The organism is Iningainema tapete BLCC-T55 (assembly GCF_014698965.1).
GTDB classification, from domain to species: Bacteria; Cyanobacteriota; Cyanobacteriia; order Cyanobacteriales; family Nostocaceae; genus Iningainema; species Iningainema tapete.
In genome coordinates, this window is sequence record NZ_JACXAE010000134.1 from 1 (window position 1) to 16,862 (window position 16,862).

15 protein-coding genes and 2 pseudogenes are annotated in these 16,862 nt (G+C 43.3%); 13 read left to right on the forward strand and 4 right to left on the reverse strand.

The features are described from left to right. Positions 1 to 176: pseudogene (locus ICL16_RS43395) on the reverse strand (photosystem II q(b) protein); the annotation flags it as partial. A 153-nt stretch (positions 177 to 329) separates the two neighbouring features. Between ICL16_RS43395 and cofG the strand changes: the two are divergent. Then, positions 330 to 1,283 (forward strand): 7,8-didemethyl-8-hydroxy-5-deazariboflavin synthase subunit CofG, encoded by a 954-nt coding sequence (cofG, locus tag ICL16_RS43400; RefSeq protein WP_190838748.1) that lies wholly within the window; start codon positions 330 to 332, stop codon positions 1,281 to 1,283. A gap of 15 nt (positions 1,284 to 1,298) precedes the next feature. Here cofG and ICL16_RS43405 read toward each other — a convergent pair whose 3' ends face one another. Further along, a complete protein-coding gene (locus tag ICL16_RS43405; RefSeq protein WP_190838750.1) occupies positions 1,299 to 3,104 on the reverse strand; it encodes an ABC transporter ATP-binding protein in 1,806 nt (601 codons plus the stop codon). Between the two features lie 340 nt (positions 3,105 to 3,444). On the opposite strand from ICL16_RS43405, the gene ICL16_RS46570 reads away from it, so the two are divergent. The 12 genes and pseudogenes from ICL16_RS46570 to gshB all read left to right on the forward strand — a co-directional run bounded on the left by ICL16_RS46570 (position 3,445) and on the right by gshB (position 13,683). After that, positions 3,445 to 3,615 carry a hypothetical protein gene (locus ICL16_RS46570; protein ID WP_238361211.1) on the forward strand — a complete coding sequence of 57 codons (171 nt, stop codon included), beginning with the start codon at positions 3,445 to 3,447 and terminating at the stop codon, positions 3,613 to 3,615. A 142-nt stretch (positions 3,616 to 3,757) separates the two neighbouring features. Beyond that, on the forward strand, positions 3,758 to 4,201 hold the full coding sequence (locus ICL16_RS46575) for a glycosyltransferase family 47 protein (protein ID WP_420485342.1): 444 nt from the start codon (positions 3,758 to 3,760) through the stop codon (positions 4,199 to 4,201). Positions 4,202 to 4,407: 206 nt separating this feature from the next. Further along, a complete protein-coding gene (locus ICL16_RS43415) occupies positions 4,408 to 5,781 on the forward strand; it encodes an ATP-binding protein (protein ID WP_190838752.1) in 1,374 nt (457 codons plus the stop codon). Continuing rightward, entirely contained in the window at positions 5,778 to 6,437 is a 660-nt protein-coding gene (locus ICL16_RS43420; RefSeq protein WP_190838754.1) for a hypothetical protein, read from the forward strand. The genes ICL16_RS43415 and ICL16_RS43420 overlap by 4 nt, the downstream gene beginning before the upstream one ends. Before the next feature lie 124 nt (positions 6,438 to 6,561). After that, positions 6,562 to 6,987 (forward strand): annotated as a pseudogene (locus tag ICL16_RS43425) (tetratricopeptide repeat protein); the annotation flags it as partial. 126 nt (positions 6,988 to 7,113) lie between these two features. Then, a complete protein-coding gene (locus ICL16_RS43430) occupies positions 7,114 to 8,460 on the forward strand; it encodes a PP2C family protein-serine/threonine phosphatase (RefSeq protein WP_190839222.1) in 1,347 nt (448 codons plus the stop codon). 71 nt (positions 8,461 to 8,531) lie between these two features. Continuing rightward, positions 8,532 to 8,813, forward strand: coding sequence for a BrnT family toxin (locus ICL16_RS43435; RefSeq protein WP_190838756.1), 282 nt, complete (start codon positions 8,532 to 8,534; stop codon positions 8,811 to 8,813). After that, the gene (locus ICL16_RS43440; protein WP_190838758.1) at positions 8,797 to 9,129 is read left to right on the forward strand and encodes a hypothetical protein; all 333 of its coding nucleotides are present in this window, start codon (positions 8,797 to 8,799) and stop codon (positions 9,127 to 9,129) included. Before ICL16_RS43435 ends, ICL16_RS43440 begins: the two co-directional genes overlap by 17 nt. 116 nt (positions 9,130 to 9,245) lie before the next feature. Further along, complete coding sequence (gene hflX / locus ICL16_RS43445; protein ID WP_190839226.1) at positions 9,246 to 10,994, forward strand: GTPase HflX; 1,749 nt, start codon at positions 9,246 to 9,248, stop codon at positions 10,992 to 10,994. Positions 10,995 to 11,250: 256 nt separating this feature from the next. Next, positions 11,251 to 12,027 carry a cistern family PEP-CTERM protein gene (locus ICL16_RS43450; RefSeq protein ID WP_190838760.1) on the forward strand — a complete coding sequence of 259 codons (777 nt, stop codon included), beginning with the start codon at positions 11,251 to 11,253 and terminating at the stop codon, positions 12,025 to 12,027. Between the two features lie 349 nt (positions 12,028 to 12,376). Further along, positions 12,377 to 12,637: a glutaredoxin 3 gene (grxC, locus tag ICL16_RS43455; protein WP_190838762.1), complete on the forward strand. Its 261-nt coding sequence runs from the start codon at positions 12,377 to 12,379 to the stop codon at positions 12,635 to 12,637. 86 nt (positions 12,638 to 12,723) lie between these two features. Continuing rightward, a complete protein-coding gene (gene gshB / locus ICL16_RS43460) occupies positions 12,724 to 13,683 on the forward strand; it encodes a glutathione synthase (RefSeq protein ID WP_190838764.1) in 960 nt (319 codons plus the stop codon). Between the two features lie 37 nt (positions 13,684 to 13,720). Here gshB and ftsZ read toward each other — a convergent pair whose 3' ends face one another. After that, on the reverse strand, positions 13,721 to 14,995 hold the full coding sequence (ftsZ, locus tag ICL16_RS43465; RefSeq protein ID WP_190838766.1) for a cell division protein FtsZ: 1,275 nt from the start codon (positions 14,993 to 14,995) through the stop codon (positions 13,721 to 13,723). A gap of 764 nt (positions 14,996 to 15,759) precedes the next feature. Beyond that, positions 15,760 to 16,611, reverse strand: a complete 852-nt coding sequence (locus ICL16_RS43470; protein ID WP_190838768.1) for a cell division protein FtsQ/DivIB — start codon at positions 16,609 to 16,611, stop codon at positions 15,760 to 15,762. Between the last annotated feature and the right edge of the window lie 251 nt (positions 16,612 to 16,862).

A 16,862-nucleotide genomic window follows, 5' to 3' on the forward strand; every position in this document is an offset into this window, starting at 1 on the left:
TCTACTGGAGGAGCAGCGATGAAAGCGATGATGAAGCAGATTGTTGCTGCTAGGAGGGTGGGGATCATCAATACGCCAAACCAACCGATGTAAAGGCGGTTTTCGGTGCTGGTGATCCAGTTGCAGAACCGCTCCCATACGTTTGCGCTACGTGCGCCTTGTAAAGTTGTGGTCATGTTCTTATGATTGCTTAATACCTTGTGTATTAAATGCTCAGGTAGGTTTTTCTACCCTTACATATCATATCTTAAATTACGTGTGTCTGTTTGTAAAGGATTTTAATAAAAATATAGCTTTGGTTTTAGCTGACACCCAAATAATCAATCTATATGAATAATCGCTTTGTAACTTATAGCCCAGCTTACACGGTAGTTCCCACTTATGAGTGCTTTAATCGCTGTACCTACTGCAACTTTCGCACAGATCCAGGTAAAAGTCCTTGGCTTACACTAACGGCAGCACAAAGCATATTCAAAGCACTGCAAAACCAAAATGTTTGTGAAATATTAATTCTCAGTGGGGAGGTGCATCCCAATTCACCAAGGCGTCAGGCGTGGTTTGAGCGGATTTACGATTTGTGCGAGTTAGCACTTTCAATGGGGTTTTTACCGCACACCAACGTCGGACCATTAAGTTTAGAGGAGATGCAACGGCTGAAGAATGTTAATGTTTCTCTGGGGCTAATGTTGGAGCAGTTGACACCAGCGTTGTTAAAGACTGTGCATCGCCATGCACCTAGTAAGTTACCTCTGGTGCGATCGCAACAATTACAATGGGCAGGAGAATTAAAAATCCCATTTACCACTGGGTTATTGCTGGGAATCGGGGAAACAGAAGATGATTGGTGGGAAACATTAGAAGCGATCGCTCAACTGCATCAGCGCTACCATCATATTCAAGAAGTCATTCTCCAACCCCACAGCCCCGGAAGTCAACAAACCTTTGACGCGCCCCCCTTCAACCCTCATAAACTACCAGAAGTAATTTTCCAAGCAAGGCAAATACTACCTTCAGACATCACCATCCAAATCCCACCTAATTTAGTGAAAGATAGTCAATGGTTACTAGCTTGTTTAGAAGCTGGCGCACGGGATTTAGGCGGAATCGGACCAAAAGATGAAGTCAATCCCGATTATCCGCATCTTCAGGTGCAGGTATTGAAAGAAATATTACAGCCAGCAGGTTGGGAACTAATACCACGCTTGCCAGTGTATCCGCAGTTTGATAATTGGTTGTCGGTGGAATTGCAAACCGCCGTGCAATCATTGGCGCTTCGCCCATAGTAGCCCATTAAATTATCAAAAACGGTTGCCCAACATACGTTCATAGATGCCCCGTCGGGCAAGGAGTTCGGCATGGGTGCCCTCCTCGACGATCTCGCCAGAGTGCATCACAAAAATGCGGTCGCAGTCAAAAGCGGTTTCGAGTCGATGCGTGACCAAGATGATGGTTCGAGAGCGACGTAGACGGTGGAGGGTTTCTATGACCCACTGCTCATGTTTCAAGTCTAGGGCATTCGTAGGCTCGTCGAGGATGAGTATAGGAGCCTTGGTGAGGAGCGCACGGGCAATGGCTAGGCGCTGCCGCTGACCGCCCGAGAGGTTCTGCCCGCCCTCACCGATTATGGTATCATATTGTTGTGGCAAGGTTTCGATGAACTCGACAGCCCCGGATTCGACCGCAGCCGACCGAATCTCATGGAACAAAGCATCCCCACGACCGTAGGCGATATTCTCGGCGATGGTTCCGGGGAAGAGCGGGCTGCCTTGGGTGACGATCGCCATGTGTTTGCGGACGTCATAGAGCTTAAGAGTGCGCAGGTCGATGCCGTCAAGTCGAACGCTCCCCTTAGTCGGGTCGTAGAAGCGCGGCAAGAGATTGAGCAGCGTACTTTTTCCCGTACCGCTAGGACCCAAAAACGCCACCATCTGACCAAACTCGATTCTAGCACTGATATTCCGTAAGACGGGACGCCCCGGACTGTACTCGAAGCTTACGTCGTCAAGGGCTAGTGTGCGCTTTCTTAAGGGCAGCGGTTGCGCGTCAGGCTCGTCTGCGATCGCGGGCGGCTCGTCGATTACCGCAAAGACGCGATCGCATGAGGCGACGAATGTCTGGATCTTGGTAGTGAACCCCAACACCCAACCTAACGGGTCCCAGAGCTGCCCCAGGTACGCCATGAATACGATTAGATCACCGGTAGTCACGCCGTTCGGCACTGGACGCAAGAACTGGTCTCGATAAACCAGGTATCCGCCGTAGCCAAAGATTACCCCGCTCCCCAGAGCGAAGATTACCTGAACGGCTAGCGGATAAAGGGTTTCGAGCCAATGGAGCCGCATGGAAGCAGCAACGCTCCGCTCGACCATCAGACCGAAGCGCCGCGACTCAGTTGCTTCTCGACCGAAAGATTGGATTAGCCCAATCAACTCTATAGCTTGCTGCATGGTAGAAGTCATTAGCGCGTCGGTACGCTTCGACTCTAAAGCTCGCCGCTTAATCTTGCCCTCGAAATACCAATTTGCGAGTATCAGAAGCGGCGTGAAAGAAAGTGCGAACAAAGTGAGAAGGACGTGGCGCGACAGCATGATTACGATCATCGCCGTCAGGGTGACACATGCGGCGGCGGAACCGATAAGCGTATCGATTACTCCCCAAGGTCCAAGGCTATCATAGCTCAATCGGTAAATCGCGTCGCCCTGGGAGCGATCGCCGTGCCAGCCGAGACTGAGCGCCTGCAGTTTGTCGTAGAGTTGGGTCCGAACCCGCATGGTTCCATTGTACTGGATGCGGTAGTTCAACATTTTACGCAGCATCATGACGGTTTCGCCCAGGATCTTGACGATCATCGCGACAAGCGCCATCCCGAAAATTCGGTTCAGCCTGCCAGAGCCAAACGGGGCAAGAAACAGCCTATGAATCCAATTGGGCTGCGGGGTTTGTGCGAGAACCGTATCAACTAGAATCGCCATAGGCCATGCGTTGACAAGACCTAAAACCACCGTTGCCCCAATCAGAAACAAGAGCATGGCTATCTGCCGATACTCCTTGCGGAAGTAGGAGATTGACCGGAGGACGATCTGCATGTGGGGTTTATAAAACATCGCTCTTCTCTATGCATTTACTTGACTTTGCTATTGTTCGACATTTTTGAGCGTTGCTGAATATTAACGATGATGCAACGTCTCTACAACCGAAGTGATTTTCTATAATTCCTATCTTGATTCAGCAACGCCCATTTATGCATAGCGCGTTTTTGTGTTTGGTCAAAATTTTGTTACCTACATATTCATAAAGTTTTTACACGCAAAACATTTTTATTTACATTTTCTTGATAAAGTTTCTAAAATAATCGTTTAAATTATGTCGAAATAAAAATAAATATAAAAATTTTAACTCAACAACCCTATTGAGCTAAATCCTTACAAGTAAACCAAAAACCATATGACAGTAATTAAAGCTCTTGCCAATCAGTACTATCTCTACATCAGACGAGATCAAAAACCAATTCCTTGGTGTTCACCTGGCTGGGTTGGAGAAATATTACTTACACTTCAACTGGTGATCGCTCAAAGAGCAAAACACTCCCATTTACGACATTCCTTTAGAGTATAACAACTCAAAGGATCTACCAATCAAGGATATTCAAGATCGTCTCTATGACACGTATTTTTCTGGGAGTGTAATACACGTACCATATCCAAAATGGTCTTTGAAGTACTGGTTAGGAACGCCAAAAGCCCTTGCCCGAAAACTAATGATATCAAGTGTAAATAAATTTAAGGAAAAAAACCCCCATTTTAAAGTTGAATTATCAATCACAGATAGCTTCCATAGCAGAACTAGTGAAGATGAGCGCAGCTATTGCGAAATAATGATGGACACAAAAATATGTTTGGTTCCAAGAGGCACATCTTTTGAGACAACTCGTTTATTTGAGGCAATGAAATATGGTTGCATTGTAGTAACAGAAGCTTTGCCTTCACGGTGGTATTTAGATGGAGCACCTGTAATTCAAATCAAAGATTGGCGGGATTTGGAAGGGATATTAAGAAAACTGCTCTCAAATCAGCAACTTATGCAAACAATGCACCAGGAATCTTTGAATTGGTGGAAGAAGAAATGTTCCGAAGCGATCGTTGGCAAGTACATTGTTGAAAAATTGAACGCGAGCATCCCACTTGCAAACAAACACGTATAGTAGACATCAGAAACAGAATTGCTTGCCCGCCGTACACCGCAGGCAACCATACCCCTTGTGCATCCCTCGTTCCCAGGCTCAGCCTGGGAATGCCTTTCTGGAGGCTCCGCCTCCCTAACCACTAGTTATACCAGGTATACTCTAGAAATGCGTTCTCAGTCTCTGGTTGGGGAATGAGTAATAAATCCGGACACTAAGCGTAAGGAATGGCATCATTTAAAAAAGATGCATCATCTGGAGAAAATCCACTTGTGAGTTTAATAGCAAACCTATACAACGCCTTTGAGCCACTTCAACCCCTACCTGCGGGAGATCCTGCCTATGTGGATTGCCAAGAGGTGCGAGGGGATTGGGATGTTTTAGAAGATTTGGGGCAAAAAATCATCCTATCACCCCAACCCACTTGCCGACTTTACACTGGACACAGAGGCGTAGGCAAATCCACTGAACTACTGCGGCTACAGGATCATTTGCGCCGCCAAGGGTATTTTGTTGTCTACTTGGCGGCAGATAAAGCAGATATTGAGCCAGAAGATACAGAATATTCCGACATTCTCTTGGCTTGCACTCGTCATGTGCTGGAATCGCTGAAAGATTATGCCAATCCTAGTCCGTTGCTAAATTGGCTAAAATCACGGTGGCAATCACTGAAAGATTTAGCACTGACGGAGCTTTCCTTTGAAGGGTTGGAAGTAGAGGGTCAGATATCTCAATTTGCCAAACTGACAGCGAATTTAAGAGCAGTTCCCAACCTGCGACAAGAAATTCGCAAACAAGTTGACGCTCATACCGTTTCTTTGGTTGATGCTCTGAATCAGTTCATTGAACAAGCTCAAAAAAAACTACCTTCTGGCTTTTCTCAATTAGTTATAGTAGCCGATAACCTGGATCGGATTGTGCCAATTATTCAGGAAAACGGACGTAACAATCACGACGAAATTTTTCTAGATCGCAGTGAACAACTAAAAGCATTAAAGTGCCATGTAATTTACACGGTGCCGATTTCAATGGTGTATTCTCGCCGCTGTACTTTACTAGAAGATAGCTATGGCAAGCCACAGGTATTGCCAATGATTATGGTGCGTAATCCAGAAAATGGTATCTATGCACCTGGTGTAACCAAAATGAAGGAAGTGATTGCTAAACGGGTGGCTACGGTTGATTTCAATGTATCTAAGTTTTTAGAAACCAAAGTATTTGATAGCGCTGAAACTTTAGAGCGACTGTGTTTAATGAGTGGCGGACATGTACGGAATTTAATGTTTTTGATGCAGACGGCAATTGAACGGACTGCAAAGCTACCAATTCCAGCCAGGGCAGTGCAAAGAGCTATTACAGAAGCACGCGATACATATCGCAATACAGTTGAAGAAGAGCAATGGATAACCTTAGCTAAAGTTTCACGTTTTAAGCGGATACCCAATGACGATCGGCATCGAGAACTATTGCTAAATCGCTGTCTTTTAGAATATCGCTACCTTGATGTAGAAGGAGAAATTAAGCGTTGGTATGATGTTCACCCTTTGATTAAAGGCATTGAGCAATTTCAGGAAGCTCTAATACAGATCGAGGGAACATGAAGGAAGACCTGACCGATTGGGACAAAGATTTACCAGCAGATCCAGAAGAAGAGTATCAGGCTTTAGTGCGTTCTCTCTCTTGGAGAAAGGGTTTTGGCTTGGTATTCATAAGATGTTCACCTCATGAAGGTAAGCGATTAATTAGTAAAGTCCGAGAGGATATTCCTGAGAAAACGATTGAAGTATTGCCGTTAGATAACCCTATTGACAATTTGTACCAAATTATTGATAGTCTAACAAACAGAAACCAAATTAATATTCTTTTTATAAACGGTATTGAAAATTCTTTTAAAGAATACATTAAGCCTGGATATGGCGGTCAGGGTGATTATTACAAATTAGATACTGTACCGCCAATACTGAGTCATTTAAATTTACAAAGAGAAAGGTTTAGAGACAATTTTAATATCTGCTTTGTTTTTATTGTACGTCTGTTTGGTCTTAAATATTTTATCCACCGTGCCCCAGATTTTTATGACTGGCGTGCTGGAGTATTTGAATTTGGTGAAAAGCAAGTTTCTGTTACAATAGATATACAAACAAAACTATATCAGCAGTTAAAATTAAGGGCTAAGGCTGACTCGAAGGAAGTACCCGCTGCCGCTGCACAAGCTGTGGCTCTTTACCTAGCTCATCTAGAGGTGGAAGATGAGTAAAGCAGATAAAATAATTAATAGGAAAACAGTAAAGCCTGACTTGGAAAAGGATAGGCTCAGATTTCATCTGTCGCCAGAACTGTACGATCAACTCAAGTTTGTCTCTGATTTTGACTCAGGTGAAATGTCAGCAATTGTTGAGCAGGCAATAACCTCATTATGGGATAATCCGGATGAGGCAGATCTATTTGATACTCACAATCAGCGGATTTATACCTCTGAAGACTACGACAAACTGCTAGAGATTAACCCCAATGATTACAAAGCTTGGTATGGTCGTGGGATTGTACTGAAGAATTTGGGATCTTATGAGGAAGCGATCGCCAGCTTAGACAAAGTGCTATTAATTAAACCTGATTACTATAAAGCTTGGTATGCTCGTGGCAACGCGCTGTATGGCTTGGACTTCTACGAAGAAGCTATCCCAAGTTACGATAAAGCCATTGAGTTTCAACCTGACTATGCCGAAGCTTGGTATTACCGAGGCAAAGCACTGAAGGCATTAGGTTGCTATGAGGAGGCGATCGCTAGCTACGATAAAGTCTTGGAAATTAAGCCTTACACCCAACGTTCAGTACATAGTTACGGTGTTGCACAGCAAAAATTAGGTCAGACTTTAACACAAAAATCAGGTGGATTTAATTCTCAGCACTTCACAGAAAGTAATACTAGCGTCATGACAGATGTCACTTCAGTTGTGGCGCTAAAAGAACTTGTGGCACGGCTTTCTCGAGAACAAAACAAAATTCAAGATTTGTTGAGTTCTCTAGGATTTGCCTTGAGGAGCTTCAACAATTTGAACCAGTTTTTGGAACTGATTCCGCTGATGGCGACAAGAGTAACAGATGCAGATGGAAGCGCTTTATTTCTCTACAAACCCAACGGACAAATCAGGTTAGAACAGCTACACTGGCAAGACAGCCGCCAGCGTAAGAATATACGTAAAGCACTAGAAACAGTTAGTAATCAAATCACATTTGCGCCCAACAATAACCAAATAGCAACCCCCACAAATGTTTTAAATGACCAGATGCATCGCTATTTGGGACCAGATATGCAAGTCTTTGGTACGGCAATTCTCGTCAAGCATACCGAAAGGGGGTGGCTGTGTGTTTTGAGCCGCTCGCCAGAATATACATGGACAGAAACTCGACAAAAGTTAGTTCGTCTAGTGGCAGATCAAACAGCAGTAGCAATTGAAAATGATGAACTTGCTGTAGAATTACGTAAAAAAGAACGTTTAGATCAAGAATTAGAAATTGGCGCAGAAATCCAACGGCGACTTCTGCCCCGGCAATGTCCTTTTATTCCTGGTGTAGCCTTAGCCGCACGTTGCCGACCGGCAAATCGTGTTGGCGGTGACTACTACGACTTTATTCCCACCAGTCATAACCAGAATATTCTACAAAATATTCAAGATAACTCCGAAGAAGGTCGCTGGGGTTTGGTAATTGGCGATGTTATGGGTAAAGGAGTCCCCGCCGGATTGATTATGACGATGATGCGGGGTATGCTGCGTGGAGAAGTACTACACGGGCACTCCCCAGGAAAAATTTTACAAAACTTAAACCGTGTGATGTATGCGGAGTTGGAAAATTCCCACCGCTTTGTCACCATGTTTTACTCAGAATACGATCCGGAAACGAGAATTTTATCGTACAGTAATGCTGCACACAATCCACCTTTTTGGTGGCACGCAGCAACCAAAACCGTGACACGTTTGGACACATTGGGAATGCTGATTGGTTTGGATGCCAACAGCGAATATGAAGATGCCCAAGCACAGTTAGAACCAGGGGACATCATTGTTTATTACACTGATGGTTTTACTGATGCGGCGGCAGCAAGTGGCGATCGCTATGATGAAGAAAACCTGCTATTGGCATTTGATTATGCTTGTAGATATTATAATGAACCGGAGGAAATCCTTGATTACCTGTTTGACCTAGTACAGGAGTTTGTCGGTAGTAATAGGCAAAACGCTGATGACATGACGTTGGTTGCTTTGCAAGTTGTTGAATAGTTATTGTTATAATTACTGTTGATTTTATAAATATTTTGAAAAGGTAACTCAGATGTCAAAAAAAATAGACAATGACAATTGATTTTGACTGGGATAATGAAAAGGCAAAAGTAAATATTAGAAAACATGGTGTTTCATTTACAGATGCGACAACAGTTTTTGACGATCCATTGTCTATTACTCTCGATGACACGTTACATTCGCAAGAGGAAGACCGTTTTTTGATAATTGGCTATTCTCAACAGCAAATGCTGCTAGTTGTAGCATACACTTACAGAGGGAATAACATTCGGATTATCAGCGCTAGAATAGCAACAAGGCGTGAAAGGAAAATTTATGAACAAGGAAATTAGTTATAAACAGGATTCTGAAATGCCAGATGACGAGGAAATGCTAGATGAATATGATTTTAGTAAGGGTGTAAGGGGTAAACATTACCTAGCAAATCTCAGTTCCAATCAGCAGCCTGTAGTAGTGAAAACAAAAAGTGAAGATGGTGACAGATATATAACAACAAGAATCATAGAAGTACAAGCGGTAATCACGCCTGATGGCAAGTTGACAGCGCAGCTACCTTTAGATGTTGTACCAGGAGAACACCGAGTTGTTTTGAGAATTGAACAACCCGTAGACTTACCCACAGTAGATATATCTGCCGAAAAGTACTAGTAGACATAAGTTAAGTAACGTAACATCTATGAGAAGACAGAGTTGGGACACAAAAATGGTGATGTAACATAGGAAGAGATGGATTCGGAGGACCAGTTCACTGGTTACACACGCCTATCGAGACTATCTTTGGTAATCTCCAAGGTTTAAAATCCAGCCAGCTGAAGCAACTACAGCGGCTGTACCACCAGCGCATACCGGGCGATCGCATCACAACGTCCGAGTTTTCCCAGCGACTGGCAGCAATTAGCACAGAACTAAATCAGCCCGTGTGTGCCTACCTCAATCGGCGCGGACAAGTAATTCGCGTCGGGGTAGGCACTCCGCGTCAAACGCAAATTCCACCATTGGAATTGCCCCGTTACGGTGCTGAACGACTTAGCGGTATTCGTTGTATCGCCACTCAGCTAAAGCCAGAACCGCCAAATGAAGCGGCACTGACGGCTATGGCACTACAACGCCTAGATGCCCTGGTTGTGCTAAATATTACTGGCTCTGGCTTCCAACGAAGAGGCGGAGGTGCTACCGGTTATGTCAAAGAAGCATATCTCGCTCACCTAGTATCAAATACGAGGCAACTAGTAGAGACGCCCCGTCGGGACGTCTCCACAGAAGTCAGAAGTCAGGAGTCAGGAGTGTATTACAGTGTATCACAACCGATGAGTGTAGATACGCTGACACAACAAGACTTGGTGGAATTGGTAGAAGAACTGGAAGCAGAATTCCGACGGGAATTCATTGCCCAGGAAGTAGATACCGATCATGATCGAGTCCTGATAGTTGGTGTGATGACTGATGAAGTTACTCCCCAACAATTCCAAGACATCTTGGCAGAAATTGGGCGGTTAGTAGATACCGCCGGGGGACAAGTATTGCAGACGATGCGACAAAAGCGATCGCGCATTCACCCCCAAACGGTAGTCGGCGAAGGTAAAGTGCAAGAAATTGCTCTCACCGCCCAAACCCTGGGAGCAAATCTTGTCGTCTTTGATCGCGATCTTTCACCTGCCCAAATCCGTAACCTGGAAACCCAAATTGGTATTCGGGTAGTTGATCGCACTGAAGTAATTCTCGATATCTTTGCCCAACGCGCCCAATCCCGCGCTGGTAAATTGCAAGTCGAACTGGCACAGTTAGAATATATGATGCCGCGACTGACTGGTAGAGGTCAAGCAATGTCCAGGCTGGGGGGTGGTATTGGTACAAGAGGACCTGGTGAAACTAAACTAGAAACGGAACGCCGTGCGATTGGGCGACGCATTTCTCGACTACAACAAGAAGTAGATCACTTACAAGCACACCGCGAACGATTACGACAGCGACGACAACATCGCGAAGTTCCCTCGATCGCTTTGGTAGGTTACACAAATGCTGGCAAGTCTACGCTGCTGAATACCCTAACTAATGCCGAAGTGTATACAGCAGACCAGTTATTTGCCACCCTCGATCCTACCACACGCCGCCTCGTAGTTCCTCATGCGCTCACCGAGCAACCCCAGGAAATTCTAGTAACAGATACAGTAGGATTTATTCACGAACTACCAGCATCATTAATGGATGCCTTCCGCGCCACCTTGGAGGAAGTTACAGAAGCTGATGCCCTACTGCACTTGGTGGATTTATCTCATCCGGCTTGGTTGAGTCATATTCGCGCAGTTAGGGAAATCTTAGCGCAAATGCCAGTGACTCCAGGTCCGGCGTTGGTTGCTTTTAACAAAATCGACCAAGTTGATAGCGAAACTCTAGCTTTAGCAAGGGAAGAGTTTCCCTTAGCAGTATTTATTTCTGCTAGCAAGCGACTGGGATTAGAAACTTTACGTCAGCGTCTTGGTCAGTTGATTGAATATGCTGTATCATCTCGGTAATTACTTAAAATCAAGACGTTAATATTTTAAAGAGTTATGTTGGGGAAGGTTCGCGCCTTCTCTTTTTTATTTAATGTTTATAAATGCATAATAATCACATGGCATAAACACGGAGTAAATCAATATATCTACGGATAAGCTAAGATTTTAAAGCCGTAAATTAAGCAGCAATGGATATATTGAAAATTAGTAGACGAGAGGTTTTTTCAGAGTTTATTTTTGAGACATAACATTGAAAAATAGAGCGAGTTAGTCAATGTCTGTCAAAAAAATAATCTTTAGCCTATTTGCCTTAACCACAGTTGGTACTTGTTTTTTAGGTGTAACTCCTGCAGCTTCAGCTTTTACTTTTTCCGCCAGCGGCGATAGTGTCACAATTGGCGCTAACGATATTAATCAGTCTTTTGACATTATTTTTGACGGAAATAGCGACACGAAAAATGTTAATGGACTCTCGTCCAAAGCAACTTTTAAATTTCTCGGATTTACACAACTTAGTGGTAAGACAGAAGCAAAATTTGATATTACCTTATTTAACACATCAAGTGGTGGCATCACCTCTAGAACTTCTGCCTTGGGTTTTAACGTTGACAAACCGTTGTTAGGAGTTGGAAGTACTGGTGGTTCTAGTTCTGGGAACACACGAGTATCCGGAATTTTTGGTAACGATAGAAGCGGCTCATTCCCTAATCAATTCGGCAATGTTGACGTATGCTTTACTGATGGTAACAATTGTCAGGGAGGCTCAAATGGTGGTGTTACTACTGGTAATTTTGGTGTTTTCTCACCTATCCTCGCTTTTAATGGGAGTGTTAACAGCTTTACTTTAAGCAACTTAGGTGTACGTTATCAGAGTATTAACGGCAACGGATTTAATGGTGCTAGTGGAACAGGTAAAGGACTTTATCAAGCTCCGCCTGCTCCTCCTGAACCAAAAAAGGTACCTGAGCCTGGTACAATAGCAGCCCTTGGTTTATTTGCCGTGGGTGTCTTGGGACTAACAAAGAAGAGTCAGCAGGTAGTTACACTGTAACCCAGCGGTAAATACTGATAAATTTTTGGGTATTTTTGAGAAAATTATCAGTGCTATCTCTGAGGTAGCTATGATTTTTACTCGCGTATTATCGATACATAACGCAACTAGTGCAAATTGCTAGCATTCGGATGAATAGCCTATTTGTAAAAAAGTAGGCGCACAACCGAATGCTTTATATACACTTATTTAGTGTATATAAAGCACTTATTGTATTGAAGCAAAAGTAATAATTGTTACTTTTTTTCTTGCTAGTTACGATTGTGACCAGAAGCATAAACGGCAATATTGTACCCATAGCCAGCAGCAACATTCTAAAATTAAGAATTAACAGCTAGTTGAGGACATTATGGCTGCAACAGTAGAGATCTACACATGGAGAACTTGCCCGTTTTGCATTCGTGCGAAACACTTACTAACACAAAAGGGAGTTGAATTCACAGAATACAGTATTGATGGTGATGAAGCAGCAAGGAGTAAAATGGCGCAAAGAGCAAATGGGCGTCGTTCTTTACCACAAATATTTATCAACAACCATCACGTTGGTGGCTGTGATGATATTCACGCTTTAGATGCTCAAGGTAAATTGGATGAGCTACTGAAGAAATAATTGATCAAAATTGTATCTCGTAGCTCCTGACGGAGTAATCTTAATTGAATAACCTTGGAATCTCCTGGCAATTGAGGCAGAGTAGCGTGAAACTGGCTTTTATCATTGATCCCATCCATCAGCTTGACCCTTGTCATGATACCAGTGTTGCTCTGATGGAAGCAGCACAAATACTGGGACATGAAGTTTGGATAACTCAAGTAAACCTACTGGCGGTAGTAGAGAGTAAAGCGTGGGCAATTTTAGAACGGGTGGAACTTGTACCAGTACAGTTAGTGGAGGGACGTTATCAGGCGGCAAATCCTTGGTACAAGTTGAGTGAACGCAAATTCGATAGTCTGGAAACAATGGATGCCGTATTCATGCGGACAGATCCACCAGTGACAGTCTCTTACCTGTATGCCACTTATATTCTCGACTACATTGACCAGAAAAAAACTCTGGTAATTAACAGTCCCAATGGTATTCGAGCGGCAAATGAAAAAATGTATGCTCTCCAGTTTACCAAAGCGATCCCAGAAACTATTGTCACAACTGATAAACAGTTAATTCGGCAATTTGTCGAAGCGAAGGGTTCGGCAATACTCAAACCATTGGGAAATAAAGCCGGAGAAGGGATTTTGATTTTACAACCCAGTGATCGCAACTTCAACTCGATCATTGAGCTGAGTACCGAACGTGGTCGAGTCCCCGTTATGGTACAAACGTACTTAAGTGAAGCCAAAGAGGGAGACAAGCGAATCATCTTGCTGAATGGAGAACCAATTGGTGCAGTGAATCGCCTTTCTGCTCAAGGGGAATTTCGTAATAACATGGCGACAGGCGGCACAGTTGCCCAAAGTGAGATTACTCCACAAGAGCGAGAAATTTGCTCTGTGCTCGCCCCCACCCTACGCCAAGACGGCTTAATTTTTGTGGGCATTGATGTGATCGGTGGCTACCTTACCGAAGTCAACGTTACCAGTCCCACAGGAGTACGTGAAATCGACCGACTCAACAACGCCCGTCTTGGTCAACAAGTGATTGAATGGGTACAAGCAAAATAAAGATTGATTGGAGATGCCCCGGTTTTTTCTTTTCGATTTAATTACGTGGACGACGCTTTTGTAAAAAATCAGGAATATCCAATCCTGGTTTTTCCTTGGGTTCCCGCTCTGGAGTTGGCGGATTCACTGTAGGTGGTTGTCCCATTGGTCGTCTGACTGGTGGGGCACCTACTACCCTTGCTCCCGCAACAGTTTGTTGTGGTGCAGCTTGTACTTCACCTGTAAAACCAGTAGCAATCACTGTAAGTCTCACTTCACCCTGAAGTCTGTCATCAATTACTGCGCCAAAAATAATATTCGCGTTGGGGTCAACAACTTCATATATAGTTTCTGCTGCAGCATTGACTTCATGTAATGTTAGGTCACTGCCACCAGTAATGTTAAAGACTACGCCTCTAGCTCCTTCAATGGAAGATTCAAGTAATGGGGAGGAAATTGCGGCGATCGCTGCTTCTCTTGCTCTTGATTTTCCTGAGCCAATCCCGATTCCCATCAGTGCCGATCCCGCATCTGCCATTACAGCTCGTACATCGGCAAAGTCAACGTTGATCAAACCGGGGATCGTGATGATATCAGAAATGCCTTGCACCCCTTGACGCAGCACATCATCTGCATAGCGAAACGCTTCTTGCATCGGCGTTTGCTCTGGGATCACTTCCAATAACTTGTTATTGGGAATAATAATTAGTGTATCTACTCTACTTTTTAAACCCTCTATACCTTGTTCTGCTTGACTAGTACGGCGACGCCCTTCAAATATAAATGGACGTGTCACCACGCCCACCGTCAAAGCGCCCATTTCTTTTGCTACTTCAGCCACAATTGGCGCTGCACCAGTACCAGTTCCACCACCCATTCCAGCGGTGATAAACACTAGATCTGCCCCTTCTAATGCCGTAGCAATTTCGTCTCGTGATTCCTCTGCTGCCTTTTGACCAATAGCAGGATTACCTCCAGCCCCTAAACCCCGTGTCAACTTCTGTCCAATTTGTAATCGACTAGGAGCCGATGCTAGAGTCAACGCTTGAGCATCAGTGTTGATCGACCAAAACTCCACACTAGATACTTCTGACGCGATCATCCTGTTCACGGCATTACTACCACCGCCACCCACGCCAATTACTTTAATGTTGGCGACTCGTCCTGGGACAATATCGCCGATTCTGGAGTCTTCGCGCTCGACCTTCTTGCTGTCATTATTTTGTCCTATATTCAACCCACTATGATTAAAAGGATTTGCCAGCGAGATCCCTGGCTGTCCTGGTGATTGAGAGTTTTTATATGTAAGCCCTTGGTTATTATCCAGTGTCATTGCATTCAGAAGGGTAGATAAACGACTTTTCAAGGTGTTATTCACCTAAGAGTCAACTATAATTTGGCGCTGCCATCATAATTTATGGCTATGGTTTTTTGTTTTAGCACTAACAACCCACTTTTGGATTGAAAGCAAAGTTTGCTATGGCGTTAGCCGCAAAGGCTTTTCGTCACACAGCTAATTCTAGAGAAGTATACCCAGTATTGACTTAAAATAGATTTGTATAACTCCCACCAGATATTAATATCTTCACCGCTATTTAGCTGATTTTGTTCAGTATAGCTTTGGTATTTCCACTAACCTAGTTGTTCTCCTAGTTATTTATACTTATCATTAATTTTACATCTGGAAGTGTTAGTTTTTCGTCTTTCCCCACCATTTATACTGTGGTTTTTTTGTATAATCTTACAAAACTTAACCAAGAAAAACACTGGTACAAGTAATTATTTTAGACTTTTGCACGCTTTTAGCGTAGAAAATTTTTCTGTGTCGAGCGACAAGGATTGAACTAGCAAGACTTCGTTCCACACATCAAATGCACAACTACTGCATGTCTTGTCCAGACACGCGCCTGTGCGTGCTTTATCTGCCAGTGGATGTCAGGGGTAAAAACAAGAACTTTTCATCCCAGATATAAAATTTTACGATTATTCTTTCCATTTTAATGAGAAGTTATCATCAATTTTTATATGATTTGCCAGAAAATCCAAAATACTAAATATATTGATTTGCGAGTCTGTATTTTTTGGACATCAACCATACTAAACGTTTCCACGAGTTTGGGGTTTTACTGTCGGTTTTTTTTGGTTCATTTGTACTAATGGAGCAGCAGGATTGCGCAAATCTATATACTCTATTTGACTAGGATTTACTTGTTGCGGTAAATCACGCAGCATTGCCATTACTTTAATTTGTTCAGACAGATGAGAACTTATTGGACCAAGATGTACTACGCCTAATTCTGTTTTCAAAATTAAATTTGTTGGATCTTGATAATCAATTTCCATCACTTTCACAGCACTCTGGTTGATAACTTGATAAAGTTGAACCCAATAGGGACGGTATTGTTCTGGCGTGCCAATAATTTTGATATCAGGCAATTTTACACTAGTGTTTAATGATATATACTTAGATATAGGCATCCAAACACCATTTTTATCGAGTAACCCCAAAAGTTTTTTGTTGTTAATTTTACCATCTTGTCGTTCTGTACGGTTCTGCGCGATCGCCACAGGCACTCTTTCTTTGACTTGAACTATTAAACCCGGAGGAAACAAGCGACGAGTTACCCTCGCTTGCTCAATCGTTGGTTGTTGCTGTAAAGATTTGGCAAGTCGTTTTGGTTCAATCCGCCATAAAGATTGAGGATATTGTAGTAAGAGCAATGACTGAATTGTAGAGGAGGAAAGTAATTGATTCCCGCTAATCTCAATGTCTTGTTCGGTTCTTAACACCCAAAATGGTTGGAGTGCTATCCACAGCAACCCGCTCAACAAACCGAAGATGGCAATAGTTCGCCAAATAGCCTGAGCTATTTTCAAGATCCTTTTCAGACGTAATCTCTTACGTCGCTCTTGTAAATGTGTGCGTGAAACAGACAAGATCCCAGCCATTCAAACCCCTTCACACTTTCAGTCTAAGTTATCCAATTGGTTTTTTGATCAACACTGTTTGAGTACATCTGGAAAAGCTATCTTAGCTTCTTTACTTTTTTACTCTTAGTAAGAATTTACAGCAACTACAAAATAATTGCGCTCTTAGTATTTATGTACTATAAAATTAGTGGTGAAATTTACTGATCGAGTTTAGCCTTTTTGCGTAAAGGTGTCAGCTATTACTTTATGTATGATTAAAAACAAGTAGT